The following is a 20,159-nucleotide window of genomic DNA, read 5'->3' as shown; positions in this document are numbered from 1 at the left end:
GGCTCAGCCCGCGTCCGCGGCGCCGCCGAGGAAGCGGTGGATCTCCGTGTTGTCCGCCCGCGGCCCGAGCGCCGTCACGGCCTCGCGCCAGAGCGCGCGGCAGAGCGTGAGGGCGCGGGCGTCGAAGCCGGTCTCCTCGGCGATCGCGCCCGCCGTCTCCAGGTCCTTGGCCATCAGGCCGAGCTGGAAGCCGCCGGCGTAGCGGCCGGAGAGGATCTCCTGCTTCGCCTTGGTCTCGGTGGCGACGTTGCGGCCGGAGGAGGCATTCATCACGTCGGTGAGGACGCCGAGGTCGAGGCCGAGCCGCGCCCCCATCTGCAGCGCCTCGCACAGGGCGAGCAGCCCGGCGGCATAGACGTAGTTGTTGAGCGCCTTCATCGCGTGGCCGCTGCCGACCGGGCCGCAGCGGATCAGCGTCTCGCCCATGCCGCGCAGCACCGGCTCGGCCCTGGCGAAGGCGGCGTCGTCGCCGCCGACCATGATGGCGAGCGTGCCGGCGCGCGCCTTGGTCACGCTGCCCGAGACCGGCGCGTCGATCAGCGCCGCGCCGCGCGCGGCGGCGAGCGCGGCGAGGCGGCGCGTCTCGGCCGGGATCGAGGAGCCCATGTCGATCACCAGCGCGCCGGGCCGTAGCGCGCCGAGCAGGCCGTCCGCGCCCTCCATCACCTGCGCCACCACGGCGCTGGTCGGCAGCATCAGCACGACGATGTCGGCACCGGCGGCGACGGCGGCGGGGGTGGGCGCGAATTCCAGCCGCCCCGCCGGCGCGCCGTCGCGCAGCGCGGCGCGTGCCGCCTCGGCGGCGTCGCAGGCGAGCAGCCGATGACCCTTGGCGAGCAGCGAGCGCGCCATCGGCAGGCCCATCATGCCGAGGCCGATGAAGCCGATCGGACCCATTGCCTTCCTCTCCTCCGTCCGCTGCCGATCGTCGGCCGCCGCGGCGCGGTTGGCAAGGCGCCCGGACCGGGCTCGTCCGCACGCGGCCAGGGCGCACGGACCTTGGCGGGCGCCGGTCGCCGCGCGCAGCGGCAGCATCGGGACGGGCCGGCTGGCCCAGGGGGCGCACGCGGCTGGCGAGGCGCATGTCGTCGCTCGCGGCGCGGGAGGCCATGGCGGGATCGGCAACGCCCCCCGGCACGAAGGCGAGCAGGACGGGCCGGTGCGGCGGCGAGACGCCGCGACTGGACCCGGCGCCGCCGCCGACTAGCATCGCGCCGGGAGGAGGGGAGGAAGGCCCGATGATGCAGCTTCCCCGCCGGCGTGCCGGCGGTGGCCGGCGAACGGCTCGCCGCCGCCTTCCGCGAGGCGGTGCGACGGCCGGGCCTCGCGCCGCGGGGCGCGCGCGGTGACGCCGGTCTGGGCCGCCGCGCTGTGGGCGACGCTGCTGACGCAGACCGTCGCCTCCTTCCTCGGCCAGAGCCTGCCGGTGATCGCGCCGCTGATCATCGCCGCGGCCGGGTGGCCGCCGGAGCGGATGGGGCCGCTCAGCTCGCTCGTCGCCTTCGGCACGGTGCTGTTCCTGCTCTGCGGCGGCGCGGTGCTGGCGCGGCTCGGGCCGGTGCGGACGCTGCAGGCGGGGGCGGTGCTGCAGGCTCTCGGCATGGCGGCGCTGGCGAGCGGGACGCTGCCCGGGCTCATGCTGGCCGGGTTGCTGCTCGGCCTCGGCTACGGGCCGTCGCCGCCGGCGGGCAGCCGCATCCTCGCCGCGGCGGCGCCGGCGCGGCACCGCACGCTGATCTTCTCGGTCAAGCAGGCGGGGGCGCCGCTCGGCGGCGTGCTCGCGGGCCTGATCTCCGCGCCGGTGGCGGCATGGGCGGGCTGGCCGGCGGCGGTGCTGCTCGCGCTCGCCGTCTCGCTCGGCACGGCCGCGATCGTGCAGCCGGTGCGGGCGGCGCTCGATGCGGAGCGCGACCCGGCGCGGCCGCTCGGCCCGCGCGCGCTGCTGGCGCCGGGCGCGCTCGCCGCGCCCTTCCGCGCGCTGCGGCTCGACCCGCTGCTGCCGCCCCTCTCGGCGCTCGCCGTGGCCTTCGCGATGGTCCAGGGCAGCCTGTTCTCCTTCACCGTCACCTGGCTGGTCGAGGCGCGCGGCTTCTCGCTGGTGCAGGCGGGCAGCGTGTTCGCGGCCATGCAGGCGGCGGGGATCGCGGCGCGGATCGCGCTCGGCTGGCTCGCCGACCGCACCGGGCGGGCGCTGCCCAACCTCGTGGCGCAGGCCTTCGCCGCGGCTGCCTTCCTCGTCGCGCTCGGGATCCACGCGCCGGGGACCGCGCCGTGGCAGGTGGCGGCGCTCGGCGCGCTGGCGGCGGCGGCGGGAGCGGGCTGGAACGGCGTCGTGCTCGCCGAGGTGGCGCGGCTCTGCCCGCTCGAGCGCGTCGCCGAGGCGACGGCGGGCAGCACGCTGGTGATCTTCCTCGGCTATGCCGCCGGGCCGTCGCTGTTCGCGGCGGTGCTCGCCCGGGCCGGGTGGGAGGAGGCCTTTCTCGCGCTCGCGGCGCAGCTCGCGCTGGTCGGCGGCGCCGTCGGCCTCCTCCTGGCGCGCGCCGGGCCGCCGCGGGGGCGTGCGGCCGGACGATGACGGCGCGCCTCGCCGCTCGAGCGGGTCGCGGACGGCCGGAGACAGCCGGGAGCGTGAATCCGCTCGACCGCGCAACAGGCCGGAGCCGTTGCCGCGCGCACCGCCGAGCGGAAACGGCTCCAAGGATCGCGGGTCGGGACCTCCCGGCCGGGGCGCTCAACCGGCCGCGGGGACGGCCCAGCGCGGCGGGCGCTTCTCGCGGAAGGCGGCGATGCCCTCGGCGGCCTCGGGCCCGGCGGCGCAGCGGGCGAAGGCGGCGGCCCCCGCCTCGGCGTAGCCCTCCGGCGCCAGCGGGCCGAGCGCGGCGAGCAGCCCCTTGGTCTCGGCCAGCGCCCCGGGCGCGTTCTGCAGCACCTCGCGCACCGTGGCGTCCACCAGCGCGCGCAGCGCCTGCGCATCCGGCGCGACCTGGTGCACGAGGCCGATCCGCTCCGCCTCGCGCGCGTCGATGACGCTGCCCTGCAGCACCATGCGCGTCGCCTGCGCGCGGCCCATGCGCCGCACCAGCCAGGGGAGGATCTGCGCCGGCACCAGGCCGCGGCGCACCTCCGGCGCGGCGAAGCGGGCGTTCGCCGCGGCGAGCGCGATGTCGGCGCAGCAGACGAAGCCGAGCCCGCCGGCATGGGCCGCGCCCTCGACCGCGGCGATCACCACCTGCGGCAGCGCGCTGAGGGCGAGGAAGCGCTCGGCGGTGCGGCGGTTGCGCTCCTGGCTCGCGGCGAGGCGCTGCTCCGGCGTCATCGTGCCGCCGGCGAGCTCGACCAGGTCGAGGCCGGCGCAGAAATTGCCGCCGGCGCCGGAGAGGACGAGGACGCGCGCGCTGCGGTCGTCGCGCAGCGCGGCGATCAGCGCATCGAGCGCCTCGACCAGGGCGGTGTTCATCGCGTTGCGCTGCGCCGGGCGGTTGAGCACGGCGCGCACCACGGGCCCCTCGCGGCTGACGAGGACGGGCGGTTCCTGCTGCGGCGTCGTCTCTCCCACGGTGCTCCTCCGGCGGCTCGCCCGCGGCGATGACAGGGGCGGGGGTGGCGCCTGTCAAGCGCGCCGGCCGCTCGTTTGCTTGCGGAGGCGGCGGGATCGGGCGGTCCGCCTGTCGGCCGCCGGGGCAGGGAACAGACTGCCCGCCGGGCTGCCGCCGCGCTGCCCGAGGCGCCGTGCAGGGATCGGGCTGCAGGAGCGGGAGGCGCGGACCCCGGCCGGCACGCTGCGCCGCTGCCGCGGCCAGCGCAGCGCCTGCTGCGCGGATGACGTCGCCGGTCCGAAGTGCTTCCCGCCGCCGATCCCGCCACCGCACGCGGCGACGGGCGGTTCGCGCCGGTCCCGCGCCCTGGCATCGGTCCGCGCGCCGCCCTCCGGTGGCGCCGAGGGACCTGTGCGGCCATGGCCGCTCCGGCACGCCGGCGCCCGACGAGCCCTTCGCTCTCGCGCGCCTGACCGCGGATGCGAACGCGCAGCCCGGCCGCCCCGGCCGCGCGCGGGCGCCCGTCGCCGGCGATCCGGCGGGCGGCTGCGTCGCGCGGCCGATCGCGCTCCGCCATCCCGTGCGCGCCGGGCCTCGCCACCTGCGGCTCGCCCCCCGGCCTGAGCCCGGCGGCGCTCGGGCGGATGCCGCAGAGCCGGCGCGAGGGCGGCACGCCCTTCCTCGCGCGCGATCCTCCTGCGCCTCGGCCGCGCCCGCGCCGAGCCCGGGCCGGTGCAGCGGTTCCTGCGGCGGACCGCGGCGCGAGTGCCCGCCTTCGTCGCCCGCTTCGTCCGCCCCATGGCCGGCCGCGCCTGGGCCGGGGACCTCGGACGCAGCCGCTGCCCGACGCGCGCGGCCCCTCCCGGCGCGGAGACGGCGCGCGGGGTGGACGGGCACGAGCCCTGCGGCGCCACGGGAAGGAGCGGCGGATGCGCACCTGCGTGCCCATGCCGCGCGACATCCGCGGCATGGCGCCGGCGCGCTGCGCCGCCGATCCGGCGGACTTCCTCAAGGCGAGGTCCGGCCGAGCGCCGGCGCGGCGCTTGCCGGGGCGGCCGGCGATTCCCTAGGCTCGCGCCATCGGCGCGAGGGAGGCAGGGATGACCATGCGGCGACGCAGCATCGGCAAGGGGCTGCTCGGGGCGGCGGCGGGAGGGCTGGCGCTGCCGGCGATCGCGACGCGCGAGGCGACGGCGCAGCGCGCCGCGAACACGCTGCGGATCGGCTTCCGCGACGCGGTGCCGAACGTGGACCCCTACTACAACAGCCAGCGCACCGGGCTGATCATCGGCCACCAGGCCTTCGACGGCCTGGTGCACCGCGACCCCGAGACCTTCCGCATCGTCCCCGCGCTGGCGACCGAATGGCGCTGGCTGGACGGCAAGACGCTGGAGTTCACGCTGCGCCAGGGCGTGAAGTTCCACGACGGCAGCCTGTTCGGCCCGGACGACGTGGTCTACACGATCAACACCGTGGCCGACCCGGCGAGCCGCGTCGCCACGCCGAGCAACTACGCCTGGCTGCAGGGGGCGGAGAAGACCGGGCCGCACAGCGTGCGGCTGCACCTGAAGCACCCGATGCCGGCGGCGCTCGAATACCTCGCCCTCGTCACCCCGATCTGGCCCAAGGCGTACCGCGAGCGGGTCGGGCCGGAGGGCTTCGCGCGCGCCCCGGTCGGCACCGGCCCCTACCGCTTCACCAAGGTGGACGTCTCGACCGGCGTCGAGTACGAGCGCTTCGACGACTACTATCAGGGCGGGCCGAAGGGGCGCCCCGCGATCCAGCGCATCACCGCGCGCTACCTCTCGGACGCCGCCACCGAGATGACCGAACTGCTCTCGGGCCGGGTGGACTGGATCTGGAACATCAACCCGGACCAGATGGAGAGCGTCAACCGCATGCCGAACCTGCAGGCGGTCCAGCAGGAATCCATGCGCGTCGGCTACCTGCAGCCCGATGCCGCGGGGCGCAGCGGGCCCGGCAACCCGATGACCAAGCAGAAGGTGCGCCAGGCGCTCTATTACGCCATCGACCGCCGGGCGCTGGCCGAGAGGCTGGTGCGGGGCGGCTCCCGCGTGCCGGACGCGCCCTGCTTCCCGAGCCAGTTCGGCTGCGAGGCCGAGGCCGCCGTCCGCTACGAATACGACCCGGCGAAGGCGCGCGCGCTGCTGGCCGAGGCCGGCTACCCCAACGGCTTCGACGTGGAGCTGACCAGCTACGTGCAGCCCAGGCAGTGGTCGGAGGCGGTGCAGAACTACCTGCAGGCGGTCGGCATCCGCGCGCGCCTCAACCTCCTGCAGGTGGCGGCGCACATCCAGCGTGCGATGCGTGGGGAGCTGACGCTGAACATGGGAAGCTGGGGCAGCTACTCGATCAACGACGTCTCGGCGATCCTGCCCAACTTCTTCGGCGGCGGCGGCAACGACTACGCGCGCGACCCGGAGGTGACGCGGCTGGTGGAGGAGGGCGGGGCGAGCAACGACGAGGAGGCGCGCCGGCGCGCCTATGCCGCCGCGATCCGGCGCATCACCGAGCAGGCCTACTGGATCCCGCTGCACACCTACGTCAACGCCTACGCCTTCTCGAAGCAGCTCGACTTCCGGCCCTGGCCGGACGAGCTGCCGCGCTTCTACCTCGCGCGGTGGAAGTAGGCGCGCCTCAGGCGGCCGCCGGCCGGGCGGCGGCGGCCGCGTCCTCGAGGTGGCATTCGACGATCCCCGTCGCGGTCGGAACGGGGCGCGGCGCCTCGACCGGGCAGCGCGCGAAGGCGAGCGGGCAGCGCGGGTGGAAGCGGCAGCCGGGCGGGATGTTCGCCGGGTCGGGCAGGGCATCGCCGAGGCCGACATCGGGGACGCCGAGGCCGGGCTCGGGCGTGAGGACGCTCGCGAGCAGCGCCCGCGTGTAGGGGTGGCGCGGGGCGGCGAACAGCGCCTCCGCCTCCGCCCGCTCGACGATGCGGCCGAGATACATCACCGCGACCTCGGTCGCGACATGCTCGACCACGGCGAGGTTGTGGCTGATGAAGAGGTAGGTCAGGCCGAGGTCGCGGCGCAGCTCGGCCAGCAGGTTGAGGATCTGCGCCTGCACCGAGACGTCGAGCGCGCTGGTCGGCTCGTCGCAGACGACGACGCGCGGGCGCAGCACCAGCGCGCGGGCGATGGCGACGCGCTGGCGCTGGCCGCCCGAGAGCTGGGCCGGGAAGCGCTCGCCCTGCTCGCGCGAGAGGCCGACGCGCTCGAGCATCTCGGCGACGCGGCGCGCGATCTCCTCGCGCGGGACGTCGCCCTGCGCGACCAGCGGCATGGCGACGATGTCGCGCACGCGCCGGCGCGGGTTGAGCGAGGCGAAGGGATCCTGGAACACCGGCTGGATCAGCCGCGCCCGCGCCCTGCGGTCCATCGTGGCGAGGCGCCGGCCCTCGACCAGCACCTCGCCCGCGGTCGGCTCCAGCAGGCCGAGGATGAGGCGGGCGAGGGTGGACTTGCCGCAGCCCGATTCGCCGACCACGCCGAGCACGCCGCCGGCCGGCACGCGGAAGGAGACGCCGTCCACCGCCACCACTTCGCGCGGCGGCGCGAACAGGCCCTGGCGCACGCGGAAGACGCGGCGCAGGTCGCGCACCTCGATCGCGGGCGGCGGCGGGGCGGCGTTCATGCCAGGGCGGCCTCGGCGCGCGTCGCCCAGTCGGGCGCGAGGGTGCAGCGGAATTCGTGCTCCGGCCCGGCGGCCCGGCGCGGCACCGCGGCGGCGCATTCGGGCCGGGCATGGGCGCAGCGGTCGCGGAAGGCGCACCCCGCGAAGCCCGGCGGGATGCGCGGCACCACGCCGGGAATGCTGCCGAGCGGCTGGTCGCGCCGCACCTTGCCGGGGACCGGGACGCAGGCGAGCAGGCCGCGCGTGTAGGGGTGGCGCGGGGCGGCGAACAGCGCGGCGGTCGGCGCGCTCTCCACCACCTCGCCGGCGTACATCACCGAGACGCGATGGGCGACGCGGGCGACGATGCCGAGATCGTGCGTGATCAGCAGGATGGCGAGGCCGAGGTCGCGCTGCAGCCCGGCGAGCAGGCGCAGGATCTGCGCCTGCACGGTGACGTCGAGCGCGGTGGTGGGCTCGTCGGCGATCAGGAGTTCCGGCTCGCACATCAGCGCCATGGCGATCATCACCCGCTGGCGCAGCCCGCCCGAGAGCTGGTGCGGATACTGGCCGAGGCGCATGGCGGGCGCGGTGATCCCGACCCGCCCGAGCAGCTCCACCGCGCGGTCCAGGGCCCGCGCGCGCGTCGTGCCGGGGCGGTGGCGGCGCAGCACCTCCGTCATCTGGCTGCCGACGGTGTAGGACGGGTTGAGGCTGGTCATCGGCTCCTGGAAGATCATCGCCATCCGGTCGCCGCGCAGCCGCGACATCGCGCGGTCGGACAGGCCGCGCAGGTCCTCGCCGGCGAAGGCGAGGCGCTCCGCCTCGCGCCTCGCGCCGCGCGCGAGCAGGCCCATCACGGCGAGGGCGGTGACCGACTTGCCGCAGCCGGATTCGCCCACCAGGCAGTGCGTCTCGCCCCGGGCGACCGTGAGCGAGGCGCCGCGCACCGCCGCCACCTCGCCGAAGCGGACGTGGAGCCCCGCGACCTCGAGCAGCGCGCTCATCGCGCGATGTCGGTGCCGATCATGTCGCGCAGCGCATCCCCGAGCAGGTTGATGCCGAGGATCAGCACGAACAGCGCGATGCCGGGAATCATGATCACCCACGGGGAGAAGAACATGTACTCCTTGCCTTCCGCGATCATCAGGCCCCAGGAGGGGAGCGGCGCCGGCACGCCGAGGCCGAGGAAGGAGAGCGCGGCCTCGAGCAGGATCGCGAGCGCCATCTCGAGCGTCGCGACGACGGCGAGGTGGCTCGCGATGTTGGGCAGCACCTCGCGCAGCAGGATCGCGGTGCGCGAGCAGCCGGCACACCAGGCGGCGGCGACGTAGTCGAGGTTGCGGATCTGCATGGTGGTCGAGCGCGCCACCACCGCGAAGCGGTCCCACAGCAGCAGGCCGAGGACGAGGATGACGAGGGTGAAGCTCGATCCCATCAGTCCGGCGACGGTGAGCGCCACCAGCACCACCGGGATCGAGAGCCGGGCGGTGATGGCGAACACCACCGCGTCGTCCACCCGCCCGCCGAAATAGCCGCCGAGCACGCCGATCGTGGTGCCGATCAGGCCGGAGGTGACGACGGTGAGGACGCCGATCACCATCGAGATCCGCGCCCCGTAGATCAGGCGCGAGAGGTAGTCGCGCCCGAGCTGGTCGGTGCCGAGCGGGTTGGCGGCCGTCCCGCCCTCCATCCAGGCGGGCGGGATCAGGCGGCGCGAGAGGTCGATCGCGAACGGGTCGTGCGGCGCGAGCCACGGCCCGAGGAGCGCGACCAGGGCCACGAAGCCGACGATCAGCGCCCCGAGCACGAGGCCGGAGTGGCGCAGCAGCCGCCCGTGCCGCCGCGCCGCGGCCGGGGCGAGGACCGCCCCGCTCATGCCGCGCGCAGCCGCGGGTCGAGCGCGGCGTTCAGCAGGTCGGCCAGCAGCGTCAGGCCGACATAGATCAGCGCCAGCACCAGCACCACCGCCTGCACCACCGGGAAGTCGTTCTTGCTGATGCTCTCCCAGGCGAGGAAGCCGACCCCGTGCAGGGCGAACACGGTCTCGATCACGATCGAGCCGCCGAGCATGAAGCCGAGCTGCACCGCGGCGATCGAGACCACGGGGATCGCGGCGTTGCGCAGGGCGTGCTTGACCAGGATCGAGAGGCGCGAGAGCCCCTTGGCGCGGGCGGTGCGGATGTAGTCGGAGGCGAGCGCGTCGATCATCCCGGCGCGCGTCAGGCGCATCAGCGAGGGGATGGCGGAGAAGGCGAGCACGATCCCGGGCATGACGTAGTGCTGCCACGACCCGGTGCCGGAGATCGGCAGCCAGCCGAGCCGGAGGCCGAGCACGATCATCAGGATCAGCCCCAGCCAGAAGCTCGGCATCGCCTGGCCGATCAGGGCGACCAGCATCACCGCGCGGTCCACCCAGGTGTTCTCCCGCACCGCGGCGAGGATGCCGAGCGGCAGCGCGACGGCGAGGGCGATGCAGAGGCCGACCAGGCCGAGGCTCATCGTGATCGGCAGCCGCTCGGCGATCAGGTTGGCGACGCGGTCCTTGAAGAAGTAGCTCTCGCCGAGGTCGCCCTGCAGGGCGCGCGCCACCCAGTCGAGATACTGCAGCCAGAGCGGGCGGTCGAGGCCGTAGGCGCGGCGGACCAGCTCGACGTCCTGCTGGGTCGCGTTCGGGCCGGCGATCGAGATCGCGAGGTCGCCGGAGAGGCGCGTCAGCAGGAAGCTCACCGTCATAACCGTGGCCGCGACCAGCAGCGCGACCAGCAGGCGGCGGAGGAGGAAGCGGGCCATGGCGGCGCGGAGCCTAGGCGAAGGCGGCCCGGCGCCGCAACAGCGCCGGCGCCGGGACGGCGGCGCCGGCCGCGCCCGGGCCGGGCCGGTGCTCCCCGCGCATCGCCGCGCCCCGGCCTAGCGCGAGGCGGCTGCCTCCAGCCGCTGCGCCTGCGGACCGGGCAGCTCGATCTCGATCTCGAGCGTGGACATGTCGCCGCCGCGCTCGAGGTTGACCGCGACCTTGTTCGGATCGATGGCGACGTAGCGCGCCACCACCGCGACCAGCTCCTGCTGCAGCTTCGGCAGGAAGTCCTCGCGCGTGCGGCCGATGCGCTCGTGCGCCAGCACGATCTGCAGGCGCTCCTTGGCGGACGCCGCGCTCGCCTGTGCCGGCTTGCGCGCGCGGAACAGGTCGAGCCAGCGCATCAGGCGGCCCTCCCGCCGAACAGGCGCCGGAACAGGCCCTTGCGCTCCGGCTCGAGGAAGCGGTGCGGCACCTTCTCGCCGAGGAAGCGGTCCACCGCGTCCTTGTAGGCCTGGCCGGCGACGCTCTCGGGATCGAGGATCACCGGGGTGCCGGTGTTGGAGGCGCGCAGCACGCTCTCGCTCTCCGGGATCACGCCGAGCAGCGGGATCGCCAGGATCTCCTGCACGTCCTCGAGCTTCAGCATCTCGCCGCGCTCGACCCGCGCCGGGTCGTAGCGCGTGACGAGGAGGTGCTCCTTCACCCGGCCGAGCTTCTCCTCCGCGCGGCGCGAGCGCGACTGCAGCACGCCGAGGATGCGGTCGGAGTCGCGCACGCTGGAGACCTCGGGGTTGGTGACGATCAGCGCCTGGTCGGCGAAGTAGAGGGCGAGCATGGCGCCCTTCTCGATGCCGGCCGGACTGTCGCAGATGATGTAGTCGAAGTCGCGCGACAGCTCCTCGATGATCTGCCGCACGCCCTCCTTGGTGAGCGCGTCCTTGTCGCGCGTCTGGCTCGCCGGGAGGATGGCGAGCGTGTCCACCCGCTTGTCCCGGATCAGCGCCTGGTTGAGCTTCGCCTCGCCCTGGATGACGTTGATGATGTCGAAGACGACGCGGCGCTCGACGCCCATGATGAGGTCGAGGTTCCTCAGGCCCACGTCGAAGTCGATCACCACCGTCCGCTTGCCGCGCTGGGCGAGGCCGGTGCCGAAGGCGGCGCTCGTGGTGGTCTTGCCGACGCCTCCCTTGCCCGAAGTGACGACGATCACCTCCGCCATGTCGCTGTCCCCCTCAATCCCCTGCGCTTGTCGCCGCTAGCCGAGCGGATCGAACCGCATGCGCTCGCCCTCCAGCCGCACCTGCACGGCGCGGCCCAGCGGGGCCGCGGTGAGCCCGTCGCGCACCGCGTAGTAGCCGGCGATGGATACCAGCTCCGGATCGAAATTCAGGGCGAAGATCCGCGCCTCGACGTTCTCCGCGCCGCCCGCCATCGCCCGGCCGCGCAGCGCGCCGTAGACGTGGATGTTGCCGTCGGCGATGACCTCGGCGCCGGCGTTGACCGTCGCGGTCACGATCAGGTCGCCGCCTTGCGCCCAGATGCGCTGGCCGGCGCGCACCGGCTGGTCCACCACCAGCGCCGGGCGCCCCGCGGCGGCGGGCGGCGGTGGCGGCGCCGGCGGGGCGGCGGGCGGGACGGGCTGCTCCGCCGCCGCGGCGGCCGGCGGCGCCGGCTCCTCCGCCCCCTCCTTGCCGATCTGCCGCAGCGGCGGCAGGCCGCAGGCGAGGGCGGCGTTGCGCAGCTCCGGCGTGCCGCCGGTGGTGCCGACCGGAACGATCTCCAGCGCGCGCAGGCCCTGGGCGAGGCCCGCGAAGTCCACCTCCCCCGGCGCCACCCCCTCGAGCTCGGACAGCCCGATCACCACCGGGGCGAAGCGCAGGAAGCCGGGGGCGCGGCGGAACTGGTCGCCGATCGCCGGCACCACCACCTCCGGCCGCGGATCGAGCAGCCGGAGGACCAGCAGATTGAAGTTCCCGCCGCGCAGCCGGAAGGGCTCGAGGCGGGGCGGGGCGCTCACGGGGCGGGACGCGACGGACATGGCGGGGCGGGGGTTCCCGTGCCGAGACTGGGGGCCGGCGGCACCCCGCTCAGGCTCCCCCCTGGCCGGACGCGCGCAGCTCGGGGAAGCTATAGCGGGGGCCGGGCCGGTGGCGAAGCCTCGTTGCGCCAGAGGCGTGAAATTCCTCGATCTTGCGGCCGGGCAACGACCTCCGACTCGGCCGCCGAGGGAGCCGCGCCATGCCGACGAGCCTCGTCCTGATCGAGCCGTTCCGGGCCCTCTTCTATGCCCCGTTCTACGCCGCGATCAGCCGGGGCGAGATGGCGCGGCAGGGGATCGCGCTGCGGCTCGAGACCGCCGGCGACCCGGCGGCGGCCGCGGCCGCCCTGCTGTCCGGCCGGGCGGACCTCGCCTGGTCCGGCCCGATGCGGGTGATCCGCGAGCGCGCGCGCCCCCCGCGCGCCCCTGCGCAGCTTCTGCGCCGTGGCGATGCGCGACCCGTTCCTGCTGGTCGGCCGGGGGCGGCGGCCGGCGGGGTTCCGGCTCGAGATCTTCCGAGCCTGTGCCTCGGCACGGTCGCCGAGGTGCCCACGCCCTGGTGGTGCCTGCAGGACGATCTGCGCCGGCTCGGCGTCGATCCGGCGGCGATGCCGCGGCGCGTCGGCGACCGGGCCATGGCGGAGAACGCCGCCGCCGTGGCCGAGGGGAGGCTCGACCTCGCCCAGCTCTTCGAACCGCATGCGGCGCTGCTCGAGGCGCAGGGCGGCGCGGTGTGGCACGCGCAGGCCGGGCGCGGTCCGACCGCCTACACCGCGCTCTACGCGACGGAGACCACCATCGCCGCGCGGCGCGCCGCGTTCGAGGCGGCGATCCGGGCGATGGCGGCGACCCTCGCCTGGATCGCGGCGGCGCCGCCGGCCGAGATCGCGGCGACCATCGCTCCCTGGTTCCCCGACGTCCCGCCGGACGCGCTGCGCGCCGCGCTCGCCCGCTACTAGGCCCTCGGCATCTGGCCCGCCACGCCGCGCTTCCCGCGCCCGGCCTTCGCGCGGCTCTGCGACGCCATGCTCTCGGCCGGCGCCATCGCCGCCGCGCCCGCCTACGAGCTCTGCGTGGACGACACCCTGGTCGAGGAGGCGCTGGCGCGCTAACCGGCCCGCCCGAGGGCCGCAGCCAGGCAGGAGCACCGCAGGCGATGGCGTCGGAGAAGCGTATCGGCACGCGCGACGACTACCGCTGGTTCACCACCATCACGACGCGCTGGATGGACAACGACGTCTACGGGCACGTCAACAACGTCCAGTACTACTCCTTCTTCGACACCGCGGTGGCCGACTTCCTGCTCGCGTGCGGCGCGCTCGACATCGCGCGGAGCCCCGCGATCGGCCTCGTCGTCGAGACGCAGTGCCGCTACTTTGCGCCGATCGCCTATCCCGACCGCGTCACGGTCGGGCTGCGCTGCGCGCGCATCGGCACCAGCTCGGTCCGCTACGAGATCGGCGTGTTCCGCAACGACGAGCACCGGGCGAGCGCGGAGGGGCATTTCGTGCACGTCTATGTCCGCCGCGACGCCCAGGACCGCACCACGCCGGTGCCGGAGCGGCTGCGCGCGGCGCTGCGGGAGCTGCTCGTCGCCCCCGCGGGCTGAGCGCGGGGCGACGGCGGAGGCGGGCGGGCAGCCGCGGCGGGGCGCGCCCGCTCGCCATCGCGGCGCCCGGCCTCGCGTTCGGCCTCCCCGGCGCGGCGCTCGATGCGCTGCGGGTCGCGGCGCGGGCGCGCCCGCCCGCCGCCGGCTGGCTTTCCCCGGCGCCGGGTGCTGTGGTGCAAGAGGCGATCGGCGTCGCCGCCATCCGCGACGCGCCGCGCGCCCGCGCGGCGAGCGGGAGGCGGGCATGGAGGAACGGACCGCATGACCAACGCATTGACCAGGCTTGCGATTCTCGACGACTACCAGGGGGTGGCGCTGTCGTTCGGCCCCTGGGTCCGGCTGCCGGAAGGGCTGAAGGTCGAGGTGTTCCGCGAGCCGCTCGGCGGGCCCGACGCGGTGGCCGAGCGGCTCGCGCCCTACGACGCGATCCTCGCGATGCGCGAGCGCACCCCCTTCCCCCGCGCCGTCGTCGAGCGCCTGCCGAACCTGCGCCTGCTGATCACCACCGGCATGCGCAACCGCGCGATCGACGTCGCGGCGTGCCGGGAGCGCGGCATCACCGTCTGCGGCACGCCGAGCGCCGGGAACCCGACGGTGGACCTCACCTGGGGCCTGATCCTGTCGCTCGCGCGCGACATCCCGGGCCAGCAGCAGGCCTTGCGCGAGGGGCGCTGGCAGACCCGGATCGGCGTCGGCCTCGAGGGCAGGACGCTCGGCTGCATCGGCCTCGGCAATCTCGGCAGCCGGGTCGCGCGGGTCGGCGCCGCCTTCGGCATGCGCGTGCTCGGCTGGAGCCAGAACCTGACCGAGGAGGCGGCGGCGAAGGCCGGCGCCACCCGCGTGGACAAGGAGACGCTGCTGCGCGAGTCCGACGTGGTGACGATCCACCTCGTGCTCAGCGAGCGCACGCGGGGGCTGATCGGCGCTGCCGAGCTCGCGCTGATGAAGCCGACCGCGTTCCTGGTCAACACCAGCCGCGGCCCGATCGTGGACCAGGAGGCGCTGATCGCCGCGCTGCGTGAGCGGCGCATCGCGGGCGCGGGGCTCGACGTGTTCGACATCGAGCCGCTGCCTCCCGGCCATCCCATCCTCTCGGCCCCGAACACGGTGCTGACCCCGCACCTCGGCTACGTGACCGAGCAGAACTACCGCACCTACTTCGAGGCTGCGGTCGAGGACGTGCTGGCCTACCTCGCCGGCAGGCCGGTCCGGGTCCTGTCGCCCTGACGGCCGGCACGGCGGGACCGGGGCGCCGGCACGGCCGCCGGTCCGTGCTCCCGCCGCGCCGGGCGGACCCGGCTTGCCACGCCGGCGCGGGCCGCGGGAGGATCGTGTCCGGAACGGTGCCGGTGCCGGGCCGACGAAGGGGTTCAGGATGCGGCAGGACCTGCCTTGGCCGGGCTCGACGCGTGCCGCGGCGGCCGTGGCGCCGCGGCGCGCGGGCCGCCACCCCTCCGCGGGCCGGCGCGGGGGGCGGCGGTGAGCGGAGCGGACGTCCTCATCCTCGGCGCCGGCCAGGCCGGGGTCCAGCTCGCCGCCGCGCTGCGCGAAGGCGGGCATGACGGGCGGATCCTCCTCCTCGGCGAGGAGCCCGAGCTTCCCTACCAGCGGCCGCCGCTCTCCAAGGCCTACCTGTCGGGCAAGGCCGACGCGCCGCAGCTGCGCTTGCGGACGGACGCGTTCTACGCGGAGAACCGCATCGGGCTGCGCCTCGGCGCGCGCGCCGTCCGCATCGAGCGCGCCGCGCGGCGCGTGCGGCTCGCCTCCGGCGAGGCGCTGGCCTACGGCCATCTCGTGCTCGCGACCGGGGCCCGCAACCGCGCCCTCCCCGTGCCGGGCGCGGCGCTCGACGGCGTGATGCAGCTCCGCACCCTGGCGGAGGCGGAGGCGTTGCGCCGCCGGCTCGGGACGGCGCGCCGGGCGGTGGTGGTGGGCGCGGGATTCATCGGGCTCGAATTCGCCGCCGTCGCGGCCGCGCGCGGGCTCGAGGTCACGGTCGTCGAAGCGCTGGACCGGCCGATGGCGCGCTCCGTCTCGCCCCTGGTCGCGGCGCATCTGCGCGCGGCGCACGAGCGCGCGGGCGTGCGCTTCGCCTTCGGCGCCGCCGTGACGCGCATCGCGGGCGAGGCCGGGCGCGTCGCCGCCGTCGAGACGGCGGACGGGAGGCGATTCCCCGCCGACCTCGTGCTGATCGGCATCGGCGTGGTGCCGAACGCCGGGCTGGCGGCCGAGGCGGGGCTCGCCGTCGCGGACGGCATCGTGGTGGACGCGCTGCTCCGCACCGGGGATCCGGCGATCTCGGCGATCGGCGACTGCGCGCGCTTCCCGTGCCGCTTCGCCGCGGGGGCGCCGGTGCGGCTCGAATCGGTGCAGAACGCGGCGGACCAGGCGCGCTGCCTTGCCGCGCGGTTGCTCGGCCGTGCCGCGCCCTATGCCGCCCTGCCGTGGTTCTGGAGCGACCAGGGCGCGCTCAGGCTGCAGATCGCGGGGCTCTCCGTGCCGCACGACCGCGCCGTGCTGCGCGGCGACCCCGCCGGCGGGCAGGGCTTCTCGGTGTTCTGCTTCCGGGGCGGGCGGCTGGCCGGCGTGGAGTCCGTCAACCGCCCGCTCGAGCACGTCCTGGCCCGGCGCATCCTGGAGCGCGGCCTCGACCTGACGCCGGAACAGGCGGCGGATCCCGCCTTCGACCTGAAGGCGCATGCCGGCGCGCAGGCCGAGGGCGCCCGCGGGCGAGCCCCGGGAGCCTGACGCCGGGCGCCGGCGGGGCGCGGAGCCGCGCGCGAAGGCGGGGCCCGCGGCGGCCGCCCGGGCCGCCTCAGGCGGCGGCGCGGTGCGCGTCGTGGATCACCTCGTCGAGCGCCGGCTTGATGTGGCGCATGAACAGGTCGAGGGTCTCGATCACCACCTCCTTCGGCGTCTGCGCGTAGTGGTTGATCAGCGCCACGTACTCCGCCGGGAACACCTTCCACTGCTCGATCATCTGCCGGCGCACGCTCTCGACGGTGCCGAACACGAACAGGCCGGAGTTGACGAGGGAGCCGAGGTAGTCGTCGTTCTCCACCTTGCGCCGGCCCATCGCGGCGTAGAAGTTCTTCCAGATGTCGAGGTCGTAGGCGCGGATGCGGTTGAGCGCGTCCTCCTCGGTCCTGCCGATCTGGATCCAGCGCACGAGCGACTGGTTCTGCCCGGGCTTGAAGCTGTGGCCCGAGGCGGCGGCCGCCTCGCGGTAGTGCTCGGCGAGCGGGCCGGCGGAGGCGATCGAGGTGAAGTAGGTCGGGATGAAGCCGTGCCGGCCGCAGAAGGCGATCGTCTCCGGGCTGCCGGAGCCGGCGACGAAGACCGGCGGGTGCGGCCTGGTGTAGGGCGCCGGCACCACGCTCACGCGCCGCGTCGCCCCGGTCTTCTCGTCCACCTCGCCCGGCGCGCCGAGGCGCTGCGTCACGCCGGCGCGCGCCAGCGGCCAGTCCGCGACGCCGGTCTCGTAGGGGTAGGGGATCTGCCAGTTCAGCCCCTTGTGCGAGAAGCTCTCCTGCGTCCAGGCCTTGAGCACGATCTCGACGTTCTCCTCGAAGATCGCGCGGTTGCGGGCGTCGTCGTCCTTGTCCTTGGCGACGGTGGTGGCGGTGGAGAAGCCGGCGGCCTGGGTCTGCGGGTTGTAGATCGCCGCGCTCGGGGATTTGGTCGCCGCCGCGCCGAGATGCTGGCCGAGCACGTTGGTCCAGCGCGACTGGTAGCCGCGTGCGAAGCCGACGAAGCTGCGCCCGCGCGCGAGGTGGTTGACGATCGCGGTCTCCTCGGCGACGCGGATCGGGTTCTGCGTGCTCATCACGTAGCCGAGCGTGCCGACATGGATGTTCCTGGTGATCGCCGCCCAGTAGGCGTCGAGCACGCCGGGGGAGGGGCCGACCTCGTAGCCCTCGGACCAGAAGTGGTGCTCGATGGCGGCCACGCCCCAGACCCCCATCTCGTCCGCCGCCCGCACCACGTCGGTGAAGCCGTGGATCGCCGCGTGGTAGAGCTCGCTATTGCGCCCGATCGGGCGCAGCCGCGCCCGCTCCTCCTCGTCGCGCGCGGGCAGGACCGGATAGACGACGGTGTAGGGCTTGAGCATCGGCGTGTCCTCCTCGGGCCGAGCATCCCCGCACCGGCGTCGCCGCGTCAATCCGCGCGGCGGGCGGGCTGCCAGGGCGCGGGGCGCGCGCTATGCTGCGGAGGAGGAAGGGCGGCCGCGGCGCGCCCGGTGGCGGAGCGGAGAGAGGGGCATGGCGGACGCAAGCACGGGGGAGCTGCCGCTCTCCGGCCTGCGGGTGCTGGATTTCGGCCATACGGTGATGGGCCCGACCTGCGGCCTGGTGCTCGCCGACCTCGGCGCCGAGGTGATCCGCGTCGAGCCGCCCGGGGGCGACCGCACGCGCCGCATGTTCGGCTTCGCCCGCGGCTTCTTCGCCACCTTCAACCGCAACAAACGTTCGCTCTGCGTGGACCTCAAGCACCCCGAGGGGCGCGCCATCGTCGAGCGGATGCTGCCCGCGACCGACGTGCTGATCGAGAACTTCGCCGCCGGCGCGATGGAGCGGCTCGGGCTCGGCTGGGAGCGGGTGCGGGAGATCAATCCGCGGCTGATCTACTGCGCGCTGAAGGGCTACCTGCCGGGGCCCTACGAGCACCTGCCCTCGCTCGACGAGGTGGCGCAGATGCAGGGCGGTCTCGCCTACATGACCGGCCCGCCGGGCCAGCCGCTGCGCGCCGGCAGCTCGGTGGTGGACATCCTGGGGGGCGTGTTCGGTGCGGTCGCGATCCTCGCCGCGCTGCGCGAGCGCGAGCGCACCGGCAGGGGGCGGCTCGTGCGCAGCGCGCTGTTCGAGAGCGTCGCCTTCCTCGTCGCCCAGCACATGGCCTTCACCGCGCTCACCGGCCAGCCGGTGCCGCCGATGCCGGCGCGCCAGTCCGCCTGGTCGGTCTACAACGTGTTCGAGACCGCGGACGCGCCGGTCTTCGTCGCGGTGACCAGCGACGCCCACTGGCGGCGCTTCTGCGAGGCGTTCCGGCTCGACGACCTGCTCGCCGACCCGCGGCTCGCCACCAACGACCGGCGCATCGCCGAGCGGGAGCGGCTGATGCCGCGGCTGCGCGCGGAGCTGGCGAAGCTGCCGGCGCGCGAGGTGATCGCGCGCTGCAACGCCGCGCTGGTGCCGGCGGCGCCGGTCAACCGGCCGCAGGACCTGTTCGACGATCCGCACCTGCGCGCCGGCGGCGCGATGGCGGAGGTGGCGCTGTCCGAGACGGTGAAGGCCTTCCTGCCGCTGCTGCCGATCGCGATCGAGGGCGCCCCGCTCGGCGTCCGCCGCCAGCCTCCGCGTGCGGGCGAGGCGACGCGCGAGATCCTCGCCGCGCTCGGCTACGACGCGGCGGCGATCGAGGCGCTCGCCGCGCGCGGCGTGATCGGCCTCGCGGAGTGAGGGGCCGCGTTCAGCCGCGCCGCGGCGCGCGGCTCGCGGTGAGGGCGATGTACACCCCGGCGGCGACGATGATGCCGGCGCCGATCCAGGTGCCGAGGTCGGGGAGCAGGCCGGAGACGAACCAGCCGACGATCACCGAGCCGACGATCTGCCAGTACTGGAAGGGCGCGATCACGTTCGCCTGCGCGTAGGTCAGCGCGCGCGCCACGCAGTAGTGGCCGGAGGCGCCGAGCACGCCGAGGCAGCCGTGCAGCACCGCGTCGGCCAGGCTGAGCGGCGCCTTCCACACGAAGGGCACCACCGCGCACATCACCAGCGTGCCGACCAGGGCGCTGTACATCACCGAGGTCTCCGGCCGGTCGAGCCCGGCGACGCGGCGGGTGAAGATCTGGTAGAGCGCATAGCAGAAGGCGCTGCCCATGATCAGCAGCGACGCCCAGTGGAACACGTCGGTCCCGGGGCGGATCACGATCAGCACGCCGACGAAGCCGACCAGCACCGCGACGAAGCGCGAGGGGCGGATGCGCTCGCCGAGCAGCGGCCAGGCGAGCAGGGTGACGAAGAACGGCGCCATCTGGCTGATCGAGCCGGCCTGGGCGAGGGGGATGTGCTTGACGCCGAAGAAGAACATCGCCGTGGACATCAGCAGCAGGATCGAGCGCGCGAGCTGCGCCGCCGGCCGCACGGTGCGCAGCACGGAGAGCCCGTAGCGCGGCACGATCAGCGCCAGCACGACCAGCAGGTGGCCGGTGTTGCGCGCCCAGATGATCTGCTCGGAGGGGTAGGTGCGGCTCAGCACCTGGACGAGCCCGTTCATCACCGGGAACAGGGTCCCGGCCGCGCACATCAGCAGGATGCCGAGCAGCACCCGGCGGTCGCGCCCCGGCGGCAGCGATGCGGGGGCGACGGCGGCGCGCGGCGCGGAGGCGCACCGCGCCTCGTCGCGGCTAGCCATCGCCTCCCGGGCAGGCGGGCGCCCCGGGCCGGGCCGCGCCGGCGCATGCCGGGAAGGCGCCGCTCGGGCCCGCGGGGCCGGTCGCGCGGCGGCGGATGCATCCCGTCCGCGGGCGGATCAGGGTGCGCT

General features: G+C 75.3%; 18 protein-coding genes. 7 read left to right on the top strand and 11 right to left on the bottom strand.

The features are described 5' to 3' along the window. Positions 1-3: 3 nt before the first annotated feature. Positions 4-897: an NAD(P)-dependent oxidoreductase gene (locus K1J50_RS00270; RefSeq protein WP_220115429.1), complete on the bottom strand. Its 894-nt coding sequence runs from the start codon at positions 895-897 to the stop codon at positions 4-6. 448 nt (positions 898-1,345) lie between these two features. Between K1J50_RS00270 and K1J50_RS00265 the strand changes: the two genes are divergently transcribed. After that, the gene (locus K1J50_RS00265) at positions 1,346-2,575 is read left to right on the top strand and encodes an MFS transporter (RefSeq protein WP_220115428.1); all 1,230 of its coding nucleotides are present in this window, start codon (positions 1,346-1,348) and stop codon (positions 2,573-2,575) included. 156 nt (positions 2,576-2,731) lie between these two features. Here K1J50_RS00265 and K1J50_RS00260 read toward each other — a convergent pair whose 3' ends face one another. After that, positions 2,732-3,556 (bottom strand): enoyl-CoA hydratase/isomerase family protein, encoded by an 825-nt coding sequence (locus K1J50_RS00260; protein WP_220115427.1) that lies wholly within the window; start codon positions 3,554-3,556, stop codon positions 2,732-2,734. A 1,080-nt stretch (positions 3,557-4,636) separates the two neighbouring features. Here K1J50_RS00260 and K1J50_RS00255 point away from each other — a divergent pair. Then, entirely contained in the window at positions 4,637-6,187 is a 1,551-nt protein-coding gene (locus tag K1J50_RS00255; RefSeq protein WP_220115426.1) for an ABC transporter substrate-binding protein, read from the top strand. Positions 6,188-6,194: 7 nt separating this feature from the next. Here K1J50_RS00255 and K1J50_RS00250 read toward each other — a convergent pair whose 3' ends face one another. The 7 genes from K1J50_RS00250 to minC all read right to left on the bottom strand — a co-directional run bounded on the left by K1J50_RS00250 (position 6,195) and on the right by minC (position 11,986). Beyond that, positions 6,195-7,190, bottom strand: coding sequence for an ABC transporter ATP-binding protein (locus tag K1J50_RS00250; protein WP_220115425.1), 996 nt, complete (start codon positions 7,188-7,190; stop codon positions 6,195-6,197). After that, positions 7,187-8,176, bottom strand: a complete 990-nt coding sequence (locus K1J50_RS00245; protein WP_220115424.1) for an ABC transporter ATP-binding protein — start codon at positions 8,174-8,176, stop codon at positions 7,187-7,189. Before K1J50_RS00245 ends, K1J50_RS00250 begins: the two co-directional genes overlap by 4 nt. Then, positions 8,173-9,048, bottom strand: coding sequence for an ABC transporter permease (locus tag K1J50_RS00240; RefSeq protein WP_220115423.1), 876 nt, complete (start codon positions 9,046-9,048; stop codon positions 8,173-8,175). Before K1J50_RS00240 ends, K1J50_RS00245 begins: the two co-directional genes overlap by 4 nt. Beyond that, positions 9,045-9,962 carry an ABC transporter permease gene (locus K1J50_RS00235; protein WP_220115422.1) on the bottom strand — a complete coding sequence of 306 codons (918 nt, stop codon included), beginning with the start codon at positions 9,960-9,962 and terminating at the stop codon, positions 9,045-9,047. Before K1J50_RS00235 ends, K1J50_RS00240 begins: the two co-directional genes overlap by 4 nt. Before the next feature lie 117 nt (positions 9,963-10,079). Then, positions 10,080-10,370: a cell division topological specificity factor MinE gene (gene minE / locus K1J50_RS00230; protein WP_220115421.1), complete on the bottom strand. Its 291-nt coding sequence runs from the start codon at positions 10,368-10,370 to the stop codon at positions 10,080-10,082. Next, positions 10,370-11,188, bottom strand: coding sequence for a septum site-determining protein MinD (gene minD, locus K1J50_RS00225; protein ID WP_220115420.1), 819 nt, complete (start codon positions 11,186-11,188; stop codon positions 10,370-10,372). Before minD ends, minE begins: the two co-directional genes overlap by 1 nt. 36 nt (positions 11,189-11,224) lie before the next feature. After that, positions 11,225-11,986 (bottom strand): septum site-determining protein MinC, encoded by a 762-nt coding sequence (gene minC, locus K1J50_RS00220; RefSeq protein ID WP_369413492.1) that lies wholly within the window; start codon positions 11,984-11,986, stop codon positions 11,225-11,227. A gap of 221 nt (positions 11,987-12,207) precedes the next feature. On the opposite strand from minC, the gene K1J50_RS00215 reads away from it, so the two are divergent. The 4 genes from K1J50_RS00215 (at position 12,208) to K1J50_RS00200 (ending at position 16,364) form a co-directional block, all read left to right on the top strand. Beyond that, a complete protein-coding gene (locus K1J50_RS00215; RefSeq protein ID WP_220115418.1) occupies positions 12,208-12,966 on the top strand; it encodes a substrate-binding domain-containing protein in 759 nt (252 codons plus the stop codon). A gap of 197 nt (positions 12,967-13,163) precedes the next feature. Further along, positions 13,164-13,616, top strand: a complete 453-nt coding sequence (locus K1J50_RS00210; protein WP_220115417.1) for an acyl-CoA thioesterase — start codon at positions 13,164-13,166, stop codon at positions 13,614-13,616. A 261-nt stretch (positions 13,617-13,877) separates the two neighbouring features. Continuing rightward, positions 13,878-14,843: a D-2-hydroxyacid dehydrogenase family protein gene (locus K1J50_RS00205; RefSeq protein WP_220115416.1), complete on the top strand. Its 966-nt coding sequence runs from the start codon at positions 13,878-13,880 to the stop codon at positions 14,841-14,843. 252 nt (positions 14,844-15,095) lie between these two features. Next, positions 15,096-16,364, top strand: a complete 1,269-nt coding sequence (locus K1J50_RS00200; RefSeq protein WP_220115415.1) for an NAD(P)/FAD-dependent oxidoreductase — start codon at positions 15,096-15,098, stop codon at positions 16,362-16,364. 67 nt (positions 16,365-16,431) lie between these two features. Here K1J50_RS00200 and K1J50_RS00195 read toward each other — a convergent pair whose 3' ends face one another. Continuing rightward, positions 16,432-17,727, bottom strand: a complete 1,296-nt coding sequence (locus tag K1J50_RS00195; protein WP_220115414.1) for an LLM class flavin-dependent oxidoreductase — start codon at positions 17,725-17,727, stop codon at positions 16,432-16,434. A 151-nt stretch (positions 17,728-17,878) separates the two neighbouring features. Here K1J50_RS00195 and K1J50_RS00190 point away from each other — a divergent pair, with 151 nt between their 5' ends. After that, positions 17,879-19,075 (top strand): CaiB/BaiF CoA transferase family protein, encoded by a 1,197-nt coding sequence (locus K1J50_RS00190; RefSeq protein WP_220115413.1) that lies wholly within the window; start codon positions 17,879-17,881, stop codon positions 19,073-19,075. Positions 19,076-19,085: 10 nt separating this feature from the next. Here K1J50_RS00190 and K1J50_RS00185 read toward each other — a convergent pair whose 3' ends face one another. Then, complete coding sequence (locus K1J50_RS00185) at positions 19,086-20,030, bottom strand: DMT family transporter (protein WP_220115412.1); 945 nt, start codon at positions 20,028-20,030, stop codon at positions 19,086-19,088. Positions 20,031-20,159: the final 129 nt, after the last annotated feature.

This window comes from Caldovatus aquaticus (genome assembly GCF_019458025.1).
GTDB classification, from domain to species: domain Bacteria; phylum Pseudomonadota; class Alphaproteobacteria; order Acetobacterales; family Acetobacteraceae; genus Caldovatus; species Caldovatus aquaticus.
This window is presented reverse-complemented; position numbering and strand designations above follow the sequence as displayed.